The sequence below is a fragment of the Plantactinospora sp. BC1 genome (assembly GCF_003030345.1).
GTDB lineage: Bacteria > Actinomycetota > Actinomycetes > Mycobacteriales > Micromonosporaceae > Plantactinospora.
On the sequence record NZ_CP028158.1, the window covers coordinates 2,622,245 to 2,639,542 of the forward strand.

At 74.3% G+C, this 17,298-nt stretch carries 13 protein-coding genes and 1 riboswitch; of the genes, 7 read left to right on the forward strand and 6 right to left on the reverse strand.

Features of this window, described 5'->3' with window-relative positions; genetic code table 11:
* The first annotated feature begins 137 nt into the window (after positions 1 to 137).
* Positions 138 to 1,961 (forward strand): glycerol-3-phosphate dehydrogenase/oxidase, encoded by a 1,824-nt coding sequence (locus C6361_RS11090; RefSeq protein WP_107257540.1) that lies wholly within the window; start codon positions 138 to 140, stop codon positions 1,959 to 1,961.
* 71 nt (positions 1,962 to 2,032) lie between these two features.
* Here C6361_RS11090 and C6361_RS11095 read toward each other — a convergent pair whose 3' ends face one another.
* The gene (locus tag C6361_RS11095; RefSeq protein ID WP_107267682.1) at positions 2,033 to 3,427 is read right to left on the reverse strand and encodes an FAD-binding oxidoreductase; all 1,395 of its coding nucleotides are present in this window, start codon (positions 3,425 to 3,427) and stop codon (positions 2,033 to 2,035) included.
* Between the two features lie 175 nt (positions 3,428 to 3,602).
* On the opposite strand from C6361_RS11095, the gene C6361_RS11100 reads away from it, so the two are divergent.
* Entirely contained in the window at positions 3,603 to 4,835 is a 1,233-nt protein-coding gene (locus C6361_RS11100; protein WP_107270885.1) for an aromatic acid exporter family protein, read from the forward strand.
* A gap of 50 nt (positions 4,836 to 4,885) precedes the next feature.
* Here the strand turns inward: C6361_RS11100 and C6361_RS11105 are convergent, their stop codons facing one another.
* Complete coding sequence (locus C6361_RS11105; RefSeq protein WP_107267683.1) at positions 4,886 to 6,196, reverse strand: aminotransferase class V-fold PLP-dependent enzyme; 1,311 nt, start codon at positions 6,194 to 6,196, stop codon at positions 4,886 to 4,888.
* Between the two features lie 46 nt (positions 6,197 to 6,242).
* Positions 6,243 to 6,362: riboswitch (SAM riboswitch) on the reverse strand.
* A 66-nt stretch (positions 6,363 to 6,428) separates the two neighbouring features.
* Between C6361_RS11105 and C6361_RS11110 the strand changes: the two genes are divergently transcribed.
* On the forward strand, positions 6,429 to 7,988 hold the full coding sequence (locus tag C6361_RS11110) for a PrsW family intramembrane metalloprotease (protein ID WP_107267684.1): 1,560 nt from the start codon (positions 6,429 to 6,431) through the stop codon (positions 7,986 to 7,988).
* 88 nt (positions 7,989 to 8,076) lie between these two features.
* Here the strand turns inward: C6361_RS11110 and C6361_RS11115 are convergent, their stop codons facing one another.
* Positions 8,077 to 8,415 carry a co-chaperone GroES gene (locus tag C6361_RS11115; RefSeq protein ID WP_101369320.1) on the reverse strand — a complete coding sequence of 113 codons (339 nt, stop codon included), beginning with the start codon at positions 8,413 to 8,415 and terminating at the stop codon, positions 8,077 to 8,079.
* 103 nt (positions 8,416 to 8,518) lie between these two features.
* Between C6361_RS11115 and C6361_RS11120 the strand changes: the two genes are divergently transcribed.
* On the forward strand, positions 8,519 to 9,820 hold the full coding sequence (locus C6361_RS11120; RefSeq protein WP_369931420.1) for an AI-2E family transporter: 1,302 nt from the start codon (positions 8,519 to 8,521) through the stop codon (positions 9,818 to 9,820).
* Positions 9,821 to 9,845: 25 nt separating this feature from the next.
* Here the strand turns inward: C6361_RS11120 and C6361_RS11125 are convergent, their stop codons facing one another.
* Positions 9,846 to 11,963, reverse strand: a complete 2,118-nt coding sequence (locus C6361_RS11125) for an ATP-dependent DNA helicase (protein WP_107270886.1) — start codon at positions 11,961 to 11,963, stop codon at positions 9,846 to 9,848.
* A 282-nt stretch (positions 11,964 to 12,245) separates the two neighbouring features.
* On the opposite strand from C6361_RS11125, the gene C6361_RS11130 reads away from it, so the two are divergent.
* Complete coding sequence (locus tag C6361_RS11130; RefSeq protein ID WP_107257545.1) at positions 12,246 to 12,749, forward strand: DUF402 domain-containing protein; 504 nt, start codon at positions 12,246 to 12,248, stop codon at positions 12,747 to 12,749.
* Between the two features lie 49 nt (positions 12,750 to 12,798).
* Here the strand turns inward: C6361_RS11130 and sigJ are convergent, their stop codons facing one another.
* Entirely contained in the window at positions 12,799 to 13,767 is a 969-nt protein-coding gene (gene sigJ, locus C6361_RS11135) for an RNA polymerase sigma factor SigJ (protein WP_107267686.1), read from the reverse strand.
* 307 nt (positions 13,768 to 14,074) lie between these two features.
* Between sigJ and C6361_RS11140 the strand changes: the two genes are divergently transcribed.
* Together C6361_RS11140 and C6361_RS11145 are read left to right on the forward strand one after the other, a co-directional pair.
* On the forward strand, positions 14,075 to 14,701 hold the full coding sequence (locus C6361_RS11140; protein ID WP_107257547.1) for a DUF47 domain-containing protein: 627 nt from the start codon (positions 14,075 to 14,077) through the stop codon (positions 14,699 to 14,701).
* Between the two features lie 3 nt (positions 14,702 to 14,704).
* The gene (locus C6361_RS11145) at positions 14,705 to 15,706 is read left to right on the forward strand and encodes an inorganic phosphate transporter (protein WP_107257548.1); all 1,002 of its coding nucleotides are present in this window, start codon (positions 14,705 to 14,707) and stop codon (positions 15,704 to 15,706) included.
* 75 nt (positions 15,707 to 15,781) lie between these two features.
* Here C6361_RS11145 and C6361_RS11150 read toward each other — a convergent pair whose 3' ends face one another.
* Positions 15,782 to 16,777 (reverse strand): Gfo/Idh/MocA family protein, encoded by a 996-nt coding sequence (locus tag C6361_RS11150; RefSeq protein WP_107267687.1) that lies wholly within the window; start codon positions 16,775 to 16,777, stop codon positions 15,782 to 15,784.
* Positions 16,778 to 17,298: the final 521 nt, after the last annotated feature.

Here is a 17,298-nt window from a genome sequence, read left to right on the forward strand (position 1 = left end):
CCCACCGCCGACCTCGGCCGCCACGGTACGACCGCGGTCGGCCCTCCGCCTCCGGTTCGGTGCGCTCCGCCGCCGGCCCCGCCGGAAGTGACACCCGCAGAGCCCGCTCCGGGCGCCGGTACGGCTACCGTGGACGGGTGCGTGACCCCAGCCTTTCCCGGAACGAGGCCAGCCGGCTCTCCCCGTCCCGCCGCGCCGCCGACCTACGACGGCTGCGGAGCGAGCGCTTCGACGTACTCGTCATCGGTGGTGGGGTGACCGGCGCGGGGGCGGCACTCGACGCCGCCTCCCGAGGGCTCAAGGTGGCCCTGGTCGAGGCCCGCGACTTCGCCTCCGGCACCTCCAGCCGGTCCAGCAAGCTGATCCACGGCGGGCTGCGCTACCTGGAGCAACTGGAGTTCCACCTGGTCCACGAGGCGCTGACCGAGCGGGGCCTGCTCGCCACCCGGCTCGCACCGCACCTGGTGCGCCCGGTGCCGATCCTGGTGCCGCTGCCGCCCGGCAGCGGTCCGGCCGGACTCGCCGGCCGGGCCTGGCGACGCTCCTACTACGGCACCGGGGTCGCGGCCTACGACGCCTTCGCCGGGATCTTCGGCGGCGGGCGGGGCATGCCGCTGCACCGGCACCTCACCCGGGAGGGAGCCCGGCGCACCTTCCCGAGCCTCCGCGCCGACGCGATCTCCGGGGCGATCCGCTACTACGACGGGCAGGTCGACGACGCCCGCCTGGTGGTCACCCTGGCCCGCACCGCGGCCAGCCTGGGCGCGGCGACCGTGAACAGCGCCCGCGTCGTCGGCCTGCTCCGGCAGGCCCGCGAGGTGACCGGGGTACGGGTCCGGGACATGGAGGCGCCACCCGGCTCCCCGGACGCCGAGTTCGAGGTACGCGCCCGCACCGTCATCGCCGCCACCGGAGTGTGGAGCGACGACATGTCCGAACTCCTCGGCGACGTCGGCGTACGGCGCGGGCTGCGGGTACGGGCCTCCAAGGGGGTACACCTGGTGGTGCCCCGATCGGCGATCACCGGCGAGGCCGGACTGATCCTGCGTACCCCGACCTCGGTGCTCTTCGTGATCCCGTGGGGCGGGCACTGGATCATCGGTACCACCGACACCGACTGGCGGCTCGACCGGGCCCACCCGGCGGCCTCGGCCCGGGACATCGACTACCTGCTCGACCAGGTCAACACCGTGCTGGACCGGCCGCTGACGACCGCCGACATCGAGGGCGTCTACGCCGGGCTGCGCCCGCTGCTGAGCGGCGAGGCGGACTCGACCTCGAAGCTCTCCCGGGAACACGCCGTCTACGAGCCGATGCTCGGGCTGCTGCTGGTGGCCGGCGGGAAATACACGACGTACCGGGTGATGGCCGCCGACGTGGTCGACCGGGCCGCCCGCCGGCTCGGCGGGGTACGCGCCTCACGCACCGCCGACCTGCCGCTGGTCGGCGCCGACGGCTACGCCGCGCTGTGGCGGGACCGGGCCGACCTGGCCCGCCGGCACGGCGTACAGGCCGGGGTGGTCGAACACCTGCTGGAGCGGTACGGCAACCTCACCACCCACCTGCTGGAGATGGTCGACGCCGAGCCGCTGCTCGGCTCCCCGCTGGCCGGGGCGCCGGAGTACCTCGCCGCCGAGGTGGCGTACGCGGCCCGGGCCGAGGGGGCGCTGCACCTCGACGACGTGCTGACCCGGCGTACCCGGATCTCGTTCGAGACGGTGCACCGGGGCGTCGAGTCGGCCGAGCAGGCCGCCGAGATCATGGGGCGGGTGCTCGGCTGGGACGCCCGGGTCCGGGCCCGCGAGGTCGAGCACTACCTGGCCCGGGTGCAGGCGGAACGGCAGTCGCAGCGGATGCCGGACGACGCCACCGCCGACGCGGCCCGGGTCGGGGCGCCGGACGTACGCGGTTTCGCCGCCGACCGGGGCGCCGGCCGGGACGGGGCGGAACTGGCCGGCTGACCCGCGTCCAGGGCCGGCGCAGAGCCGCACTGCCCGGCCGACCCGTCCGGGATCGGCGTGGCGCCGCGCCGTCAGAGCACCTTGCCGGGGTTGAGCAGCCCGGTCGGGTCGAGCGCGTCCTTGATGGCCCGGTGCACCCGCAGGCCCACCGGCCCGATCTCCCGGGCCAGCCAGTCCCGCTTGAGCAGGCCGACGCCGTGCTCGCCGGTGCAGGTGCCGCCGAGCGAGAGACCCAGCTCCATGATCGCGTCGAACGCGCGCCGGCCCCGCTCCAGGTTCGCCGGGTCGGCCCGGTCGACGACGATGTTCGGATGCATGTTGCCGTCCCCGGCGTGCCCGACCACGCCGATCGGCACGTCGTGTTCGGCGGAGATCCGGGCCACCCCGTCGAGCAGCGCCGCGAGCGCGTCCCGGGGTACCGCCACGTCGTCGATGACCAGCCCGCCGATGCCGTCCGGATAGGTGGCGGCGGCGAACCGTTCCATCGCCGGGTGCGCCAGCCGACGGGCCTGGAGCAGGGCCGCCGCCTCCTCGGCGTCGGTGGCCGCGAAGACCTCGTCGGCGCCGCTCGCCGTGCAGACCTCGGCGAGCCTGGCCAGGTCGGCGGCGGCCCGGGGGCCGGTGTCGGCGGCGGCCAGCAGCAGCGCCTCGGCGTCGGTGCGCAACCCCATCGGCCGGTACGCCTCGATCGCGCCCAGATGGGTGCGGTCGAGCAGTTCCAGCAGGCTCGGGCTGAGCCCCCGGGCGGAGATCTCCGCGACCGCCCGCCCGGCGGCGGTGGTGGACGGGAAGACCGCGACCAGGGTCAGCGACTCCTCGGCGGCCGGCCGGAGCGAGACGGTCACCTCGGTGATCACTCCGAGGGTGCCCTCCGAGCCGACGAAGAGCCGGGTCAGGTCGTACCCGGCGACCCCCTTGGCGGTACGCCGTCCGGTGCGCAGCACCTCGCCGTCGGCGAGCACCACCTCCAGACCGAGGACGTACTCGGTCGTCACGCCGTACTTGACGCAGCACATCCCGCCCGCGTTCGTCGCCACGTTGCCGCCGATGGTGGAGGACTCCCACGAGCCGGGGTCGGGCGGATAGCGCAGGCCGTGCTTGGCGACGGCGGCGGCGAGCATGGCGTTGACCACGCCGGGCTGGACCACGGCGATCCGGTTCACCGGGTCGACCTCGCGGATCTCGTCCATCAGCACGGTGGAGAGCAGCACCGCCCCGTCGACCGCGTTGGCGGCTCCGGCGAGCCCGGTCTGGGCCCCCTGCGGCACCACCGGTACCCCGTGCGCGGCGGCCGTGCGGACCACCGCGACCACCTCCTCGGTGGTCCGGGGCCGGACCACCACCGCCGGCATGCCGGCCGCACAGAGGTCGGCCTCGTCGCGCTGGTGGCCGCGGAGCAGGTCGGGGTCGGTCAGTACGGCGGAGTCGCCGAGCGCCGCCCGCAGGTCGTCGAGAAGATCCGGCATGCCTGGCAGGCTAGCCGCCCGACGAGTACGCCGACCACGGTCGTTTCCGGCCGTCGGGGAACACCCCGGACAGTCCGGTCGACGCTCACCGGTGCCGTCCGAACGGGTTCGACCGGTTCGTCAGCGGGTAGTCCCCGCCATGCGCTCCGTCCGGGCCACCGTGGCCAAAACGCCCGTGGACCTCGATCGGGAGCGGATCGCCAACCTGGCGAAGGAGTTCCGGAACCGGTCCCGGGCCACCGTGCGGGACCGCTGGCACGCCGTACGGTTCAACCTGGTGCTGGCGCTCCAGGCGGCGCTGGCGGCCGCGCTGGCCTGGCTCGGCTCGCACGAGTTGCTGGGCAACCCGTCGCCGGTCTTCGCACCGATCTCCGCGATCGGTACCCTCGCCTCCTCGGTCGGGCAGCGGTTCCGCCGTACCGTCGAAATGATCTTCGGGATCGCGATCGGCATCGGTCTCGGCGACGCACTGGTCTTCGCCGCCGGCACCGGGCCGTGGCAGCTCGGTCTGATCGTCTTCCTGTCGATCGTGGTCAGCATCTTCCTCGGCGGAGGCCCGGCCGTGGTCACCCAGGCGGCGGCCACCGCCGTGCTGATCGCGACCCTCGAGATGCCGCACGAGGCCAACATCGAGTTCCCCCGGGTGATCGACGCACTGATCGGCGGCTTCGCCGGGCTGGTGGTGCTCGCGCTGCTGCTGCCGCTGAACCCGTTGCGGATCGTGGACCGGGCGGCCCGGCCGGCGCTGGGCCGGCTCGCCGACGAACTCTCCGAGACCGCCGAGGCGATCAAGACCCGGGACGCGCCCCGGGCACAGGCCGCGCTGGACCGGCTCCGCCAGGTGGAGGAGCACTTCCAGGGCTTCGAGGAGGCGCTGGAGGGCGGCCGGGAAACCGCGCTGCTGGCCCCGGTGCGCTGGCGCCGCCGGGGCGCGCTGACCCAGTACGTGGAGAGTTCCGAGTACATCGAGCACGCGGTGCACAACAGCGGGACCCTGATCCGGCGGGCGGTCACCGCGCTGGAGGACGAGGAGCCGATCCCGGAGGAGATGTCGAACGCGGTCACCATGCTCGCCGAGGCGGTACGGCTGCTGCGCCGGGACCTCGGGCACGGCATACGCCCGGAGGCGGCCCGGGAGCAGGCGTTGCAGGCGATCGGCCAGGCCGGTCGGGCGTACGCCGAGGGGGTCGGGTTCTCCGGCAGCGTGGTGATCGCGCAGGTGCGTACCACCGGCAGTGACCTGCTCCGGGCCACCGGCATCGAACGCCTGGAGGCGAACCAGCTCGTACGCCGGGCGGCCGGCGGGCACGCCGGGGAGGCCGCCGCGGAGGCCGCCCGGCAGCCCGGCACCCCGCCGTCGACCGGGCGCTCCGGCGGCCCCTCGGGCGAGCGGGGCCCGGCCCGCTGACCGGAGCCGGTCCCCGCCCGGCAGCACGCCCTCGCCGGGCGCGGGCTAAGTCAGCGGATCGCCGCCAGGGCGGTGAGCAGCCGGTCGACGTGCCCGGCGGTGCTGCCCAGCCCGATGCTGGCGCGCAGCGCGGTCGGCGGCAGGTCCCGCCGTCCGCTCCGGGTGGCCGCCTCGGCGAGCAACCGCCGGGCCAGCGGGTGCGCGCAGAACAGCCCGTCCCGCAGCCCGAGCTGCCAGCGCTGGGCGAGGTCGGCCGCGACCGCCGCCGAGTCCCGGCCGGCGACCACGAACGAGACGATGCCGACCCGGGGCGCGGCCGCGTCGAAGGTACGCAGTTCGACCACCTCCGGCAGGGCGGCGAGCCCGGACCGGAGCCGGGCGAGCAGGGCCTGCTCGTGCGCGTACAGCGCGGCCCGGTCCGCCTCGGCCAGGGCGGTGCAGACCCCGGCCAGCGCCACCGCGCCGAGCAGGTTGGGGGTGCCCGCCTCGTGCCGGGCGGGCCCCTCGGCCCAGCGCACGTCATGGGTGGCCGCCCCGACGCCGAGGGTCGCACCGCCACCGGCCAGGTACGGCGGGGCGGCGTCGAGCCAGTCCGCCCGCCCGGCCAGTACGCCGATCCCGAACGGCGCGTACAGCTTGTGTCCGGAAACGGCCACGTAGTCGACGGTCAGGGCGGCGATGTCCAGTTCGGCGTGCGGGGCGAGCTGGGCGGCGTCCAGCGCGATCCGGGCGCCGTGCCGGTGGGCGACCCGGGCCAGGTCGGCGACCGGCCAGCACTCGCCGGTGACGTTGCTGGCCCCGGTCACCGCGACCAGGATCGGTGCCCCGCCGCCGCTGCCCCGGCGCAGTTCCCGCAGTGCCGCGTCGACCGCCCGCACGGCGTCGCCGGCCGAGCCCGGCACCGGCAACCGGACCGTACCGGCCGGCCAGGGCAGCAGGTTGGCGTGGTGCTCGGCGGCGAAGGTCACCACCCGGGTGCCGGGCGGCAGGGCCCGGGCCAGCAGGTTGAGCGCGTCGGTGGTGTTGCGGGTGAAGACGACGTGGTCGTCCGCGCGTACCCCGAGGAAGTCGCCGACCTGCTGCCGGGCCCGCTCGTACGCCAGCGTGCTGCGCCGGGAGAGCGCTCCGGCGCCCCGGTGCACGCTGCCGTACCAGGGCAGCAGCTCGGCCACGGCGTCGGCGGCGGCCCGCGCGCACGGTGCGGTGGCGGCGTAGTCGAGGTTGACCTGTCCCGGCACCCCGAGCACCGCGAGCGGCGCCGCCGGGGCCAGGGTTGCCGGGGTCAGGGTTGCCGGGGTCGGCGTTGCCGGCGCGGCCACGCCGGTCGGCCGGGCGGGCGCGGAAACGACGGTGCTGCTCATCGGGGATACCTCCGGTGGCCAGGGACCCCGGAGCGGGTGGGAACGGGGTCCGCGCTTGCCCGGTGCGGTGTGCACCGAGCCCGGTCATCACCCGGGGCACCCCACCGCGAACCTCGACGAGGGTTGCCGGCCAGCAAGCCGGGGCTTGACGCTGGCGCTCGTGACCTGCCAGAGAGCATAACCGGCCCGGTTGTGCTCCGGCCGGGCTGTCCGGAGGAACTACGCTGATCACATGGCCGACACCCCGCCCGGTGCGGCGGCGCCCCAGCCGCCGTCGCCGACCCCGCCGTGGCCGCCCGCCCCGTCGGGGCAGTTCCCGCCCTCCGCGGGCAGCCTGCCGCAGGTGGCGGCGCCCGAGCGGCGGAGCCGGGCCCGGCTGCTGACGATGATCGGGGCGATCGCGCTGATCGTCGTCTGCGCGGTGTTGATGGCCTGGGAGCTGGTGTCGCCGGCCGGGGTCACGCCGCCGCTGATCGGGCTGGCCGCGGCGGCGCTGCCGGTGCCGGTGCTGGTCGCCTGCTTCCTCTGGCTCGACCGGTACGACCCGGAGCCGGTCAAGTATCTGGCCTTCTGCCTCGGCTGGGGTGCCGCGGTCTCCACCTTCGCCGCGCTCCGGACCAACACCTTCGCGGCCGACACGCTCCAGCTCCCGCTACCGCTGGTCGGCGTGCTGGTCGCGCCCTTCATCGAGGAGCTGACCAAGGCGCTCGGCCCGCTCCTGCTCCTGCTCTACCAGCGCCGCAAGTGGTCCGGCATCACCGACGGCATCGTCTACTGTGGCCTGTCGGCGGTCGGGTTCGCCATGGTCGAGAACATCCTCTACTTCGGCCTGCACGGCTACGCCGAGGGCGTCGACCAGTACGGCCCGGCCACCGGTGCGCAGAACGTCTTCGGGATCTTCATCCTGCGGGTCCTGATCAGCGGCTTCGCCCACCCGCTCTTCACCTCGATGACCGGCATCGGGCTCGGCATCGCCGTCCGGTCGGGCAGCCGCCCGATCCGGATCCTCGCCCCGCTCGCCGGCCTGCTGCTGGCGATGATCCTGCACGGCGCCTGGAACCTGGCCGCGACCCTCACCCAGCTCTTCGCTGAGCCGCTGATCCTGCTCTACAGCTACCTCGGGCTGATGGTGCCGATCTTCCTGGGCGTGGTCGGCCTCGCCGTCTGGGTGCGGAGCTGGGAGGGGCGGCTCACCCAGCGGCGGCTCCCCGACTACGTGTCGACGGGTTGGCTCACCCCACCCGAACTGGCCGCGCTCGGCACCCTCGGCCGGCGGCACGCGGCCCGCCGCTGGGCCCGCCGGATCGCCGGTGAGGAGGGCGCCAAGGCGATGCGGGCGCTCCAGATCTCCGCGACCCGGCTCGCCCTGCTCCGGGACGGGCTGGTGCGCGGGCTGGAGCACCGGCCGGCGCAGCTCGCCCGCAGGCTCGACGAGGAACGCCGGCTGCTCGACGCGATCCAGGCCGCCCGCAGGGTCTTCGTCGGCCGCGATCCGCAGGCCCCGGCCGGGATCTGGGACGGCTCCCGCTACCACCTGTCGTTCCCGGACGGCTCCCGCCGGTCCCTGCCGGCCCCGGCCGAACCGGTGGTGCCGATCCCGGTGGTCCTGGTGGCACCGCCGCCCCCGCCGGCTCCGGTCTACGCCGCACCCGGGTACGGCCCGTACGGCGGCCCGCCGGCCCCGTACCCCGGTGCACCCGGCCCGTACCCCGGTGCACCCGCCCCGTACGGCGGACCGCCCGCACCCGGCTCCGGGCCGGCCGGGCCCTGGCCGGGGCCGTACCGGCGCTGACCCGGCCGGCCCGGCAGGGGTGCCGGGCGGGGCGGGTGGCCGGGCGGTGCGCCGGGCGGGTGTCAGTGCTGGCGGGCGGCCGGGGGCGTCACAGGTAGAGGCCGGTGGAGTCGGTCTCCACCCGCTGGGCGGCGACGGCGTGCACGTCACGCTCGCGCAGCAGCACGTACTCCCGGCCGTGCAACTCGACCTCGGACCGGTCGTCGGGGTCGAAGAGCACCCGGTCGCCGGAGACGATGGAGCGGACGTTCGGACCGACACCCACCGCGGTCGCCCAGGCCAGCCGCCGGCCCATCGAGGCGGTCGCCGGGATGACGATGCCGGCGGTCGAGCGCCGCTCGCCCTCGCCGCCGTCCGCCCGCACCAGCACCCGGTCGTGCAGCAGGCGGATGGGCAGGCCGTTGTCGTTGGTTTCCTCGGCGGTCACGACCGGAACGGTACCGCGTGCCACCCCGGGCAGGTCGGCGGCGTCACCCCCGGCCGGCCGTTCCGAGCCGGCAGGTCCGGGTGCGGCTACCGTAGGAAGGCCGATTCCGCCGTGGGAGGTGCGCTTGCGCCGTTTCGAGCAGCTACGAGCAAGGATCCGTCGCGCGTACGCGTTCGGACGGTCGTCGGACCCGTCCGGCGGGCACGCCGATCCGGCGGAGGGTCGTCCGGGCGCCACGCCCGCCGACGTCGCGCCGGTCTCGCCGCCGGTCGTGGACGAACCGGCCAGGGAACTGCACCCGTCGACGTCGAGCCGGGATGACGCGGACGTGCCGCACGGGTTGCGGATCGCCGCCGCCTGGTCGTGGCGGCTGATCGTCATCGGCCTGGTCGCCTGGGCGCTGCTGCGGCTGGTCGGCGCGGTGCGGATCGTGATCATCCCGTTGGCGATCGCCCTGCTGCTCTCCGCCCTGCTGGCCCCGCTGGTCGGGCTGCTGCTCCGGGCCCGGTTCCCCCGCTCCCTGGCCACCGCCGTGGTGCTGGTCGCCGGGCTGGCCGCGGTGGTCGGCACGCTCACCCTGGTGGTCAACGAGTTCATCCAGGGCGTACCGGACCTGAGCCGCAACGCGACCGACGGCATCCGGAAGATCCAGGAGTGGCTGAAGACCGGGCCGTTGCACATGTCGGACAACCAGCTCAACTCGTACATCGAGCAGGGCGAGCAGTGGATCAACGAGAACACCCAGGCGTTGACCAGCGGCGCGGTCTCCACCGCCGCGACCGTCGCCGAGCTGCTCACCGGGACACTGCTGGTGCTCTTCGCCACCTTCTTCTTCCTCCGGGACGGCGAGAAGATCTGGCGCTTCCTCGTCCGGCTGCTCCCGGTCGCCGCCCGGTGGCGGGTCGACGACGCCGGCCGGGCCTCCTGGGCGACGCTGGTCGCGTACGTCCGGGCGACCGTACTGGTCGCGTTCATCGACGCGGTCGGGATCGGCATCTTCCTGGTGATCTTCGACATCCCGTTCGCGTTCCCGCTGGCCGCGCTGGTCTTCCTCGGCGCGTTCATCCCGATCGTCGGCGCCACCCTCTCCGGCGCGGTGGCGGTGCTGGTCGCGCTGGTCGACAGCGGCTGGGTGACCGCGCTGATCATCCTCGGCGTGGTGATCGGGGTGCAGCAGGTCGAGGGACACATCCTGCAACCGCTGATCATGGGTCGGGCGGTGGCGATCCACCCGCTCGCGGTGATCGTCGGGATCGCCGCCGGAGTGGTGCTGGCCGGCATCGTCGGCGCGCTGGTCTCGGTACCGCTGATCGCGGTGCTGAACACCGCCGTCCGGCGACTCGCGCACCGCCGGCCGCCCGCGGTACCCCCGGACGCGGTGGTGGTCGCCGCGAAGGCACCGTAGGCAGCGCTTCCGGCACCGGAGCGGCTCAGGACTGGCCGAGCCGCTCCAGGGCGCCCCGGGCGACCTCCGGCCGGGTGGTGTACCAGAACGGCGGCAGCGACTTCCGCAGGAAGGCGCCGTACCCCCGGGCGGTCTCCAGCCGGGAGTCGAGTACCGCCACCACGCCCTTGTCGCCGGTCGACCGGATCAGCCGGCCGACCCCCTGGGCCAGCCGTACGGCGGCGATCGGCACGCTCACCGAGGCGAAGCCCGAACCGCCCGACGCGTCCACCGCGGCCGCCCGGGCCGCCGCCAGCGGCTCGTCCGGGCGCGGGAACGGCAGCCGGTCGATCACGACGAGCTGGCAGGAGTCGCCGGGCACGTCCACGCCCTGCCAGAGCGACATCACCCCGAAGAGGCAGCTCGCCCGCTCCTGGCGGAAGCGGCGGACCAGCAGCGGCAGCGCCTCCTCGCCCTGGAGCAGGATCGGCAGGTCGGTGCGGGCCCGGAGCAGCTCGGCGGCCTGCAGGGCGGCCCGCCGGGACGAGAAGAGCCCCAGGGTACGGCCGCCGAGCGCGCCCACCAGCCCGAGCAGTTCCTCGCCGGCCGCCGCCGGCAGCCCCGAGGCGCTGGGCCGGGGCAGATGCGCGGCGACGTAGAGGATGCCCTGGCGCGGGTAGTCGAACGGGGAGCCGACGTCGAGCGAGCGCCAGCCGGCGTCCGGCTGCGACCCGTCCGCCTTCGGGGTCCCCGCTTTCGCGTTCCCCACGTCCGCTTTCGCCTTCTCCACGTCCGCTTTGGCGCTCTCCGCCTTCCCGGCGTCGGGGCGTACCGTCCGCAGCGCCGCCGCGCGCGGGTGCGGCCGGGTCGGGTCGACCGCCGGATCGGCCGGTGCGGCGAGCCCGAGCGCCCGGGCCACGGTGTCGAACCGGCCGCCGAGGGCGAGCGTGGCCGAGGTGGCGACGACGGTGCGGTCCTCGTACAGGTGGGTGGCGAGGGTGCCGGCCACGGAGAGCGGGGCGACGACCAGGGCCCGCCGGCCGGCGCCGCCACCGTCCGGCTTCTCCACCCAGGCCACGTCGTGGTCGGCCTCCTCCAGCAGCCGCTGGGCGGTCTTGGAGAGGTCGTCGAGTACGGCCTTCGCCTGCTGCTTGCGTACCGGGTCGGGATCGTCGGCCTTCACGTCGCCGATCTTCTCCAGCGCGCCCCGGGTCGCCGCGTCCAGCAGCGTGCACGCCTCGCGCAGCGGCCCCGGCAGCTCGCCGGTGATCCGCCCGGCCGGCGCCTCGGCGAGCCCCACCGCCAGCGAGTCGCCGGCCGCCACCAGCGACTCGGCCAGTTCCGGGTCGAGCAGCGGCCGGCTGCGCCGGGCGGCCCGGTCGATCAGCTCCGGGATCAGTTCCGCCTGCGCCGCCGAGGAGACCCGGTCCGCCAGCTCGTGCGCCTCGTCGATCACCAGCAGCTTGTGCGGCGGCACGATGTGCCGGCCGGCGAGCATGTCGACGGCGAGCAGGCTGTGGTTGGTCACCACCACGTCCGCCTCCCGGGCGCGGGCCCGGGACGCCTCGGCGAAGCACTCGGTGCCGTACGGGCAGCGGCCGGCGCCGACGCACTCCCGGGCCGGCATCGAGACCAGCCGCCACGCCTGGTCGTCGACGCCCGGGTCGAGCTCGTCACGGTCACCGGTCCCGGTCTCCATCGCCCAGTCCCGGATCCGCTCGATCTGCTTGCCCAGCCGACCGGCCTCACCGAGCCACTTCATCCCGCCGCCACCACCGCCCCGGCCGGGCGTGTCGAAGAGGGTGTCCTCCGGCTCGTCCTCTGTGGAGTTCTCCAGCCGGGCCAGGCAGAGGTAGTGGTGCCGGCCCTTCAGCACCGCGAACGTCGGCCGCTCGCCGAGGACCGGGGTGACCGCGTCGGCGAGCCGGGGCAGGTCGTGCTCGACGAGCTGGGACTGGAGCGCGAGGGTCGCCGTGGAGACCACCACCGGACCGTCCACGGTCAGCGCCGGGGCGAGGTACGCCAGCGACTTGCCGGTGCCGGTGCCGGCCTGCACCAACAGGTGCTCGCCGGAGAGGATGCTCTCCTCGATCGCGGCGGCCATCTGCTGCTGCCCGGGGCGGGCCCTGCCGCCCGGCACGGCACCGACCGCCGCGGCGAGCAGCTCCGCTCCGCTGGGGCGGTCGCCCCGGCGGCGCCGACGGGACCGGGGCGCCGGGGGTCGGCCGGATTCCGCCGCCTCGGAGCCGATCAGGGTGGGGACGCTGGCGTCGGTGGCGGGCACGGTCACCGTGCGACCGTACCCGCCGTTCCCGACACCGCCGCGCTCCCTCGCCCCGGCGGGTCCACGACCCCGCCCCCGGGCAGGGGCGATGTTGTCGATTCCGACGCCTGCCGGCCGCTTCGCGCACCGCGCGTACTGGGCCACATCGGCTAGGGTGCGGGCATGTCGAGCGATGTGGTCCGAGTCGTCTACCGCAAGTACGACGGCACCGCGCACCGGGACTACCCCGCCCGCAGACTGACCGAGGACGACCTCGGCGTGTGGCTCGGCGTGACCGCCGGGACGGCATCGGTCTACCACGGCCGCCCCTCGGTGGAACAGATCCCGTTCGTGCTGCTGGTGCCACACGGCACGTGGTGGAGCGCGATGTTCAACCCGCCGCCGCGGACCAGCGAGGTCTACTGCGACATCACCAGCCCGGCCCGCTGGGAGGGGGACACCGTCCACCTGATCGACCTCGACCTCGACGTGGTGCGCCGACGCGGCACCGGCCTGGTGGAGCTGCGCGACGAGGACGAGTTCGCCGAGCACCGGGACCGGTTCGGCTATCCCGAGGAGACGGTGGCGCAGGCCCGGGCCGCCGCGGAGTGGCTGCACGTCGCGCTCGGCGACGGTACCGAGCCGTTCGCGTCGGCGTACCGGAAGTGGCTGGCGCTGGTCGTCTGATCCCGGCGCCGACGCGCCCCGGGCGGGCGCGGACGCCGCGCGGCGCAGCTCAGCGCCGGAGCTGCCAGGGGTGCTCGTCCGGCCCCATCCGGGGTACCCGGGTCAGCTTCTCCGGGTTGAGCTGGTGGTAGGCGGCGGTGATCCGGCCGTCGGCGGCGGTGAACCACATGACGCCGTGCAGCGGCATGCCCGGCCGGTAGTCCGCCTCGATCTGGAGGCCGAGCGTGCCATTGACGAGTACCGGCCGCATCCGCAGGTTGCTGGTGTCCCACGCGGCCCGGCGGATCAGGCCGAGCGTGAACCGGGCGACCTTGACCGCGCCGACCACCGGGTGCCGCGAGGTCGGGAAGAGGCCGCCGCCGTCGCCGACGAAGACCACGTCCGGGGCGAGCACCTCGAGCAGCCGCTCGGGTTCGCCGGACTCGATGGCCGCCAGGAAGGCGCTGACCAGCCGCTGGTGTTCGGCCGGGTCGGCGGAGCGGCGCGGGCCCTCCTCGGCGACCGCCCGCCGGGCCCGGGAGGCGAGCTGCCGGGCGGCGGCCGGGCTGGTCCCGAGCACCGTGGCGATCTCCGCGAAGGGCACCGCGAAGACGTCGTGCAGGACGAACGCGACCCGTTGCTCCGGGCCGAGTCGTTCGAGCACGGTCAGCAGGGCGATGCCGACCTGCTCGGTGTGCGCGGCCCGCTCGGCGGGGTCGGGCGCGAAGCCGTCCGGGCCGCCGGCCGGGTCGGTGAGCCGGCTGACGATCGGCTCCGGCAGCCACTCACCGTGGTAGGACTCCCGGCGTACCCGGGCGGAGCGGAGCACGTCCAGACAGATCCGGGCGGTGGCGGTGGTGAGCCAGGCCCGCAGGTCGCGTACCTCGGCGCGGGCCTGCGGGGTGTCCAGGGCGGTGGCGTAGCGCAGCCAGGTCTCCTGTACGGCGTCCTCCGCCTCCGCCCAGCTGCCGAGCATCCGGTAGGCGACCATGGTCAGGTGGGCCCGTTCGGCCTCGAACTCGCCGGCCAGATCGCGCACCGCTGCCTCCCCCGCCGCCGTACGTCCCTTCCGCGAGGTTAGCTCCGACCCGGGTGTTCGCCGCGCGCGGATCGTCGGCCGGCGGTCTCGGCGCGGTGAATCTCACACCGCCGGTGATGTGGGTCTGTTCGGTCGGGTTCGTGCCGGCCTGCCGGCGGCCAAGGTGAACATCAGATGAATGCCAGATGAACCGCCTCTGACCAGGGGTGGGCGGGCGAAAACTACGATCCGAGGTTTCCTAGCATTCCCCAAGGGGCAGCCTCTTGCGGCCCGCCACCCGTCCGCCGACGCAACGAGGTTCCGTGCCGTGAAGTTTTCCCTCCGCCCCTCCGAGGGCGCGTTCTACGAGTTGTTCACCAGGGCCGCTCAGAACCTTGTGCGGGGTACCGAGCTGCTCAACGAGCTGGCGCTGCCCGGGGTCGACGTGCAGTCGGTCAGCGAGCGGCTCACCGAGGTCGAGCACGACAGCGACCAGATCACCCACGAGCTGTACAAGAAGATCAACTCGACCTTCGTGACGCCGTTCGACCGGGAGGACATCTACCGGCTCGGCTCGCTGCTCGACGACGTGATGGACCACCTGGAGGCGGTCGGCAACCTGCTCTACCTCTACGGGCTGACCAAGCTGCCGTCGCTGCCCCGGGAGATGCACGAGCTGGTGAACGTCCTCGACCAGCAGGCCAAGCTCACCGCCGAGGCGATGCCCCGGCTGCGGGCGATGAAGGACCTCGAGGACTACTGGATCGAGTGCAACCGGCTGGAGAACGACGGCGATCAGGCGTACCGGATGCTGCTGGTCCGGCTCTTCTCCGGCGAGTACGACGCACTGACCGTGCTCAAGATGAAGGAGGTCGCCGACGAGCTGGAGGCGGCCTGCGACGCGTTCGAGCACGTCGCCAACACCGTCGAGACCATCGCGGTCAAGGAAAGCTGACCCGTGGAACCTGAACTCATCGCCGTACTGGCGGTGATCGCCGTCGCGCTGCTCTTCGACTACACCAACGGGTTCCACGACGCCGCGAACGCGATCGCCACCAGCATCTCCACCCGGGCGCTGACCCCCCGGGTCGCGCTCGGCATGGCGGCGATCGGCAACTTCATCGGCGCGCACTTCGGCGCGGACGTGGCCAAGACGGTCGGCTCCGGCCTGGTCGAGCTGCCGCCCGGCGTCTCCAGCCTCGGCATCGTCTTCGCCGGGGTGATCGGCGCGATCACCTGGAACCTGATCACCTGGTACTTCGGCCTGCCCTCCTCGTCCTCGCACGCGCTGATCGGCGGGCTGGTCGGGTCGACGCTGGCCGCCTCCGGCACGGTGCTCTGGAAGGGCATCGGGGAGAGCGTCGTACTGCCGATGATCCTCTCGCCGCTGGTCGGTTTCCTCCTCGGTTACCTGGTCATGGTCGCCGTTCAGTGGATCTTCCGGAACGGGCAGCCCGGCAAGCTCAACCGGGGCTTCCGGTGGGCCCAGACCGCCTCGGCGGCGGCGATGTCGATCGGGCACGGCATGCAGGACGCCGCCAAGACGATCGGCATCGTGGTGCTCGCCCTCTTCGTCGGCGGCTACCAGAGCAGTGCCGAGCACATCCCGGAGTGGGCGTTCTGGACCTCGGCGACCGTACTGGCCCTCGGCACGTACGCGGGCGGCTGGCGGATCATCCGTACCCTCGGGCGGAAGATCATCGACCTCCGGCCGCCGGAGGGCTTCGCCGCCGAGACCGTCGCCAGCGGGGTGCTCTACTTCAACGCCCTGGTGCTGGGCGCACCGATCTCCACCACGCACACCATCACCTCTGCGATCATGGGCGTCGGGGCGACCAAGCGGCTCTCCGCCGTCCGGTGGGGCGTCGCCGGCAACATCGTCGGCGCCTGGATCCTGACCTTCCCGGCGGCCGGCTCGATCGGCGCCCTGATGTACGTCGTGGTCAACCCGCTCTTCTGAGCCTCCCGCCCCGCCTCGTCCGGCCCACCGGCCGGTCCGGCCCACCGGTCGGGCCGGGCGGGAGCGCCGGGACGGTCAGGGGTACGTGACGCCGATCTGCTCGCGGATGTCGTCGAGCAGGCCCATCACCTCCAGGGTGGCGGCGTGCGGCACCAGCGGGCTCTCCAGCAGCCCGGCGGCGAGGCAGCGCTGCACCTCGGCCGCCTCGTGCTGGTAACCCGAGCCGGTCAGGTCGACCGGCAGCAGTTCCGGGTCGGCGCCGTCCCGGAGCAGGGTGACCTGGCCGGGCCGGTAGAACGGCGGGGCCAGCTCGATCCGGCCGGTCCGCCCGGTGATCACCGCCGCCACCCGGGTCGCGCCGATCATGCCGCAGCTCAGCGTGGCGACCGCGCCCGAGTCGTAGCCGAGGATGATCCCGGTGTTCTCGTCCACCCCCTCCGGGCTGATCCTGGCCCAGGAGCGGACCTGGTCCGGCCGGCCGAGCAGCAGGTGCGCCAGGCTGACCGGATAGACCCCGAGGTCCAGCAGGGCGCCGCCGCCGAGCGCCCGGGCCCGCATCCGGTGCTCCGGCGGGAACGGCCCGGCGACCCCGAAGTCCGCCTGCACGCTGGTCACCTCGCCGATCGCACCGTCGGCGATCAGCTCCAGGATCCGGAGTACGACCGGATTGCACCGCATCCACATCGCCTCCATCAGGAAGCGGTTGCCGGCACGGGCCGCGTCGACGAGTTGCTGTGCGGCGGCCCGGTCCAGGGTGATCGGCTTCTCGACCAGTACCGCCCGGCCGGCGTCGAGGCAGGCCGTCGTGGCCTCGAAGTGCGCGGCGTGCGGGGTGGCGACGTAGACCACGTCGATCTCGTCGTCGGCGGCGAACTCCTGCCACGACCCGTACGCCCGGGGCACCCCGTGCCGGTCGGCGAAGGCGCGGGCCGTCTCCGGGGTACGGGAACCGACCGCCACCACCTCGGCGTCCGGCAGCAGCTTCAGGTCCTCGACGAAGGTCGCCGCGATGTAACCGGTGGCCAGGATGCCCCAACGGGTCTTGCTTTCGCTGCCAGATTGCTGCGCCATGGAACCTCTTCGACTACGGGCCGGCGGGGAACAGCCCGGGGGCATTCCCGGCGACCCGACGTGGCCGGCTGCGTGAACCCGATCATCGTCCACCACGTCAGCCGCCCCTCGCGACTCGGGCTGCGGTTACCTCCAGCCGCTCCCGCTCCCGCTCCCGCTCCCGCTCCCTGCGCGGGCGCGGCGGCGTGCGGGGTCCCTCGAACGGCGGCCGACCCGATTTCCTGACCTCGTGCCGCGTGGGAGGCGGCGCCGTCGGGCCGGAGTAGCTGCCCAGCGAGACTGTCGAGCTGCCCCGCTTGTGCGCCCGCGGCCTGCTTGTGCGCCCGCGGCCTGCTTGTGCGTCCGCGGCCCGCTTGTGCGTCCGCGACCTGCTTGTGCGTCCGCGGCCCGCTTGTGCGTCCGCGACCTGCTTGTGCGTCCGCGACCTGCTTGTGCGCCCGCGGCCCGCTTGTGCGTCCGCGACCTGCTTGTGCGTCCGCGACCTGCTTGTGCGCCCGCGACCTGCTTCTGCGTCCGCGACC